The organism is Arthrobacter sp. 49Tsu3.1M3 (genome assembly GCF_900168135.1).
In the GTDB taxonomy this organism is placed as follows: Bacteria; Actinomycetota; Actinomycetes; order Actinomycetales; family Micrococcaceae; genus Arthrobacter.
Genome location: NZ_FUZD01000041.1, coordinates 1 through 4,832, shown reverse-complemented (window position 1 = coordinate 4,832; position 4,832 = coordinate 1). Strand labels below are relative to the sequence as shown.

Sequence of the window (4,832 nt, the reverse complement as noted above, 5' to 3'; positions counted from 1 at the left end):
GGGGGGGCGGAGGTCCTGGCTTCGGATCCAGCGGGCCTTCAGGGGCAGCGGGCTCCCCTGGCCGGGACCGGCCGGCATCAGGATCAGGACTGTTGCTGATCCTGTGCATCCGGGGCCGGGAAGCGTACGTCCGGGGTGGTGTGCTCGACGTAGGCGGCGGCACCGAGCTCCGGGCCCGCGTATGCGTTCACGAGCTCCGGGGCCCCGGTGACGTTCACGAACAGGTCGCGGACCCAGGCCGGGGCTGCCAGGATGCTGAGGCTCGGGTTGGCGACGTCGTTGCGGAACTGGCGGGAGAGCCGCGTCTTCTTTGCGTTGCCGACCAGGTCCACGCGGAGTGCGGTGAAGGGTTCGTCTTCGCCGGCGGCGCTGATCCGGACGATCGCCAGGTCCGCGGTGAAGGGGGTGCCCTTGTGCAGCGCGGGCACCTTGTGGGTCGGCGCCAGGGTAACGACCCATTCACGGAACCGGCCGGCGGAGGCCACGGTGGCCATAACATCGGGGCTGGAGGTCTGCGTCAGCAAAGCGGTCATCGAACTCGTCCTCCTCAATGTCGCTTCTGATTGATCGTGACGCCAACTCGCCTCCTGGCCTTTCGTGCCCATTCGAAGGGACCAAGAGATCATCGCGCTTTTAAGCTAAGCATGCTTAGTATTCGCCAGCAAGGGATGATTTCAACCAGTTTCCCAACAGCAAGCCGGGCGCAGTCGGCCGAAGGGAAGCAGGCGGGAGGTTCGAAACATAGGGCACGCATCCCGGAGGCACCAGAGAACTCAGCGAGCGAGTGATCCCACGATCCGAAGGACGAGGACCTGGCTGAAACCTCTGAGATTGCAGCGGTGGGCCCGAAAGCGTTTAGGGACGGCTATCGCCGACAAGTGTTCTCGGTGGAGCGCGGGTCAACGATGACAGCAGGTGGATGAAGCAGCGGAGGGCATTCAGCAGGTTGTGCCCGGGGATCGAACTTCCGGTTCTGCTCTAAGACGAACCCGGCCGGTGCGCGTCTGGATTCTGCAGACATACATATGCACGAGCTCAGTCAAGCGATGACCAGGACGAGTAGTCCCAAAGTAGCCCGCCTGCACTGAGCTGAAGTCCCGGCTCCGTGGCAAGTGCCCGGCGGCGTTTCCGCCGTTGCCTGGAGAAGGTCGGCTAAACGCGTTTGGTGTCTTCCCCATGAGGGTATCTATCGAGTGATGCTCTGGTCAGGAGGAATCATGAAACGGGTTCCGGCCGGAAACGAACGCCGGGCGGGGAAGTCACCCGGGCTTATGAAAGCCGGTCTGGTGGTGGTCGTGCTTGCGGTGTCGGGGTGTGTTCCCGAAAGTGCCGGCGCGTCGGCGGCGGCCCAGGAGTTCCGGCGCGCCGCAGCGGCGGGGGACACGTCGGCCGCGTGCTCCATGCTCAGCCCGAAGGCACATGAGAAGGCCGCGGCGTCCGGCACCTGCCAGGAGCAACTGGCGTCGCTGCACCTGCCAACCACCGGCGCGCAGCTGCGGACAGCAAGGTACGGCCGGAACGCAATGGTGGAATTCGACGATGACACTATTTTCCTCACAGCCAGCGGTGCGGGGTGGCTGGTGACCGGGGCCGGCTGTCTGCCCCGTGGAGAGCTGCCATATGACTGTGACGTGGGAGGGTAGAAATGCGCTGGAGTTTCGTGCTGTACCTGGTTCTCATATTTGGCGGGCTGGCCTATATGGCCACTGTCGGACTGCTGCGGGGATAGCGGCCGGGCCGTGAAAACAGCGCTGAGAAACAATGGCCTGAGTCTGCTCTTCGGCCTGATTTTCCTGCTGGCCCTGCTCGGTCAGGGCCTCACCGGTCATGCCTTGTTCAATGAGGAGCAGCTCGCGGCCGGTCTCGAGGAGATCAGCCTTGGACAATATCTCACCTCGTCGAACTTCGCGGTGGACGTCTCGGAAAACTGGCAGTCCGAATATCTGCAGTTCCTGCTGTACATCACCGCCACGATCTGGCTCGTGCAAAAGGGATCCCCGGAGTCCAAGAAGCTGGACAAGACAGGCCTGGAATCAGACCAGGAACAGATTGTCGGGGAGCACAGCAACGCGAAATCACCGATCTGGGCCCAAGTCCGCGGATGGCGCCTGACAGTATTTTCGAATTCGCTGGGCGCCACGATGGGTCTGATCTTTGTGCTGTGCTGGCTGGTCCAATCAATCACGGGCAACAGCGCCTATAACGAAGAGCAGCTCAAGAACTTCCAGCAGCCCGTTTCCTGGGCCGAGTACGTGGTTTCCCCGGAATTCTGGAACAGGACGCTGCAGAACTGGCAGTCCGAGTTCCTGGCAGTGGGGTCGATGGTGGTCCTGTCAATCTATCTTCGCCAGCGGGGATCCCCGGAGTCCAAACCCGTCGGATCAGCGCACGACGACACTGGCGCAACAGGCTAAGACATGGCGACCGAACGCTCAACAGCCACGGTATTGTTCCGGTTCGACGGGAATGCCAGCGGGCGGCGAGGGCACGACAGGGTCCTGGGGGGCTCCCTGGTTCACCGGGTCTGCAGCACGGCAGCTCAATGGCGGTTCCCGCCACCATGCCGGGACGCGACCTTCAGCGGCTTCCGGTGGCGGCGCGCCGGGCCGGCCTGTTGGGCCACGGCCCAAATGACGTTTATGGGGCTTGCCAGGAGACAGAGGCCCTGGAAGTCCCGGAGCAGGCCCACCGGCCCCTGGCCCGTTGCGGACAGCCCTTCGGCGTGGAGTCGTTCTGCTTCGTTATCTGAGCGTCCTCGCCGCAGCGCTCAACGACGGGGAACTGGATCTCTCGCACCACGCTGAGGTGAGAGCCCGTGTTGCGTCCGGAACGGCGGTGGAAAATGGTCAGGACGTCAGGCCAAAGCGGGGTAGCTTGCCAGGATGTAGTCGGTTGCGGCCTGGCCTGTCATCCGTCGACGGCTGTTGAGCAGATCCACGCCGCAACGCCGCATGGCTGACCGGAAGGTGATGTCCTCCACGGGGGTGATGTTGTGGATCCGGCACCAGCTGGTGTACAGGCCGTAGAGACAATCCGGTCCCAAGGGCCGGTGCGTTTCATCCGGGACGGTGGCTTCTAGGAGGAATCGTTCGAAGTGCGAGGTGGCCATGAGGGGCTCTTCTCCGCGGGTGCATCTTTATGCCGCCGTTCGGCTACAGCGGCTCTCTTTGCCGTCGTGCACCCGACGGCAAAGGGTCTCGAACCCGGAGGGGTTGCCGAGGACTGATCCGAATCTATAAAGTTCCGTCGGCTCTGTCCAGAGCACCGGCCAAACCCGTTTCGACGACCACCTGCGCGTCGGTGAATGCACGAGAATTGGACTCTGAGGGAGTGGTCGCCGACGTCATCACGGAGGGAGCCAGAAATGTGCGGGCCCTTTCGCCTTAAAACGGCGTCACCGCACCCCGCGGGCGAGATCGCCAGTCGCTGGCCGTCGTTGGCCGGCCTTATGCCGACAGCTCCAACCAACGCTCATCGTCATCGAGGGCGACTAGATCTCCATCGCCCACCTCGGTAACGGACGCACAAACGTGACAGGGAGAGTGGTTCTTGAACGTGAATCGCAGGGAACAATGGTGGCATGTTCAGGGCCAATCGGTGCGCCCGTAAGGAGGAATGGTTACCACACAAATGCGGCGCCCGCATAGTGGGGGAGCCTGCCCCGATCTGAAGGCACGCATCTGGCGGGCGGCCCTAGAAGTTTCTGCGCCTGGTGCAGTGATTGGCGTAACTCGTGGCCGACCCACGAGGCCTTTGCGGGAGAAATTTCTGCTGCCCGCAGGGCGGAGGCTAGCGGGTTCGTGGATGCGGCCGCTTGCCGGGTGGATTCCGACGCGTCCGGATTGCCTCGTCCCAGGGGCCGGACGTGCTGCCGGGAGCCAGACGCAAGCAGTTGCAGGGCGCCCGTTTCGGAGGCCGGTTCTCCGAGGTCCGCGATGCGGCCGATATCCGGGGTGATGGTGATGCTGCCCGGGACCCGCATCCACGGCGACGGTGACATCCAGCTTGCTGGGCCCAGATTTTCTCTCCATGAATCACGAACGGCCGTTTCGAGACCGTTTCCTGAAGAAGAAATCGTGGGCGGCGTCGCATTCCCGTCATGACTGGCCTGGCCAGGGGACAGCTGCGATGGGGAGCCTCCGTTCAGGCGGGAGGCGTGCCCGGGGGCACCGGATGACCAACCGGGTCGGAAGCCGCAACGGATTTAAGGAAGGCCTGGTCCTCCGCGGAAAGGAGGAACTGGCCATGTCCGTCAACCTTCCCGGGACGGTCGTGCTCCTCACTTGCCCGAAGGAGCGCCTCAGTCACGCTGCGTGGAAGCATCACACTTCCGGGATTGGCCCGCAGCCATTCCTGCGCCTTCGGGTCCAGATTGTTCCACAGACTCTCTACAGTCATGCTCACCGCCCCTTCCACCGTGATTCCAAAACCATCGATCCTGCCGCAAAGTCACCACGACGCCGTTATCTATTCTTCCGCGGCGCCAGGACGTCGATCAAGGCCCGTCCGCCTGTGAGCACAAATCGGCATCCGCAGCTTTGAACGTGACCTCCGACGGAGGGCAGCCGAGGTGGTCCGGGCGTGTTCTGTCCCTTTCTTGACGGGCTGGCCGCTGCCTCCGCAAGCGTAGCCAGCTCGGATCCCTTCAAAGGCAGGTGAGGAAGCATGCCGCGAGCATTGCCCCTTCGGGCCGCGGCCCGAACGTTGTCTCACCATTTAGAGGACCGTTCGCCGATGCATTACCTGTCCACCGAGGCGATGGCCGGCATACTTCGGCGCCGGATCCGGTTGGGAAGCCGCAACGTACGAATAGCCCTTCCTGCCGGCAGGGG

Annotated in this window: 4 protein-coding genes; 2 read left to right on the top strand and 2 right to left on the bottom strand. The window is 63.3% G+C overall.

Translation table 11 applies throughout. From position 1 onward, the window contains the following. Nucleotides 1-83: 83 nt before the first annotated feature. Nucleotides 84-533, bottom strand: a complete 450-nt coding sequence (locus tag B5X90_RS20785) for a hypothetical protein (protein ID WP_079555776.1) — start codon at nucleotides 531-533, stop codon at nucleotides 84-86. 684 nt (nucleotides 534-1,217) lie between these two features. Between B5X90_RS20785 and B5X90_RS20780 the strand changes: the two genes are divergently transcribed. Both B5X90_RS20780 and B5X90_RS20775 read left to right on the top strand, forming a co-directional pair. Further along, nucleotides 1,218-1,643, top strand: coding sequence for a hypothetical protein (locus B5X90_RS20780; protein WP_143264860.1), 426 nt, complete (start codon nucleotides 1,218-1,220; stop codon nucleotides 1,641-1,643). 96 nt (nucleotides 1,644-1,739) lie between these two features. After that, nucleotides 1,740-2,414 carry a DUF6766 family protein gene (locus B5X90_RS20775; protein ID WP_079555774.1) on the top strand — a complete coding sequence of 225 codons (675 nt, stop codon included), beginning with the start codon at nucleotides 1,740-1,742 and terminating at the stop codon, nucleotides 2,412-2,414. A 440-nt stretch (nucleotides 2,415-2,854) separates the two neighbouring features. On the opposite strand, the gene B5X90_RS20765 is transcribed toward B5X90_RS20775, so the two are convergent. Next, nucleotides 2,855-3,109 (bottom strand): hypothetical protein, encoded by a 255-nt coding sequence (locus B5X90_RS20765; protein WP_079555772.1) that lies wholly within the window; start codon nucleotides 3,107-3,109, stop codon nucleotides 2,855-2,857. Nucleotides 3,110-4,832 lie beyond the last annotated feature (1,723 nt).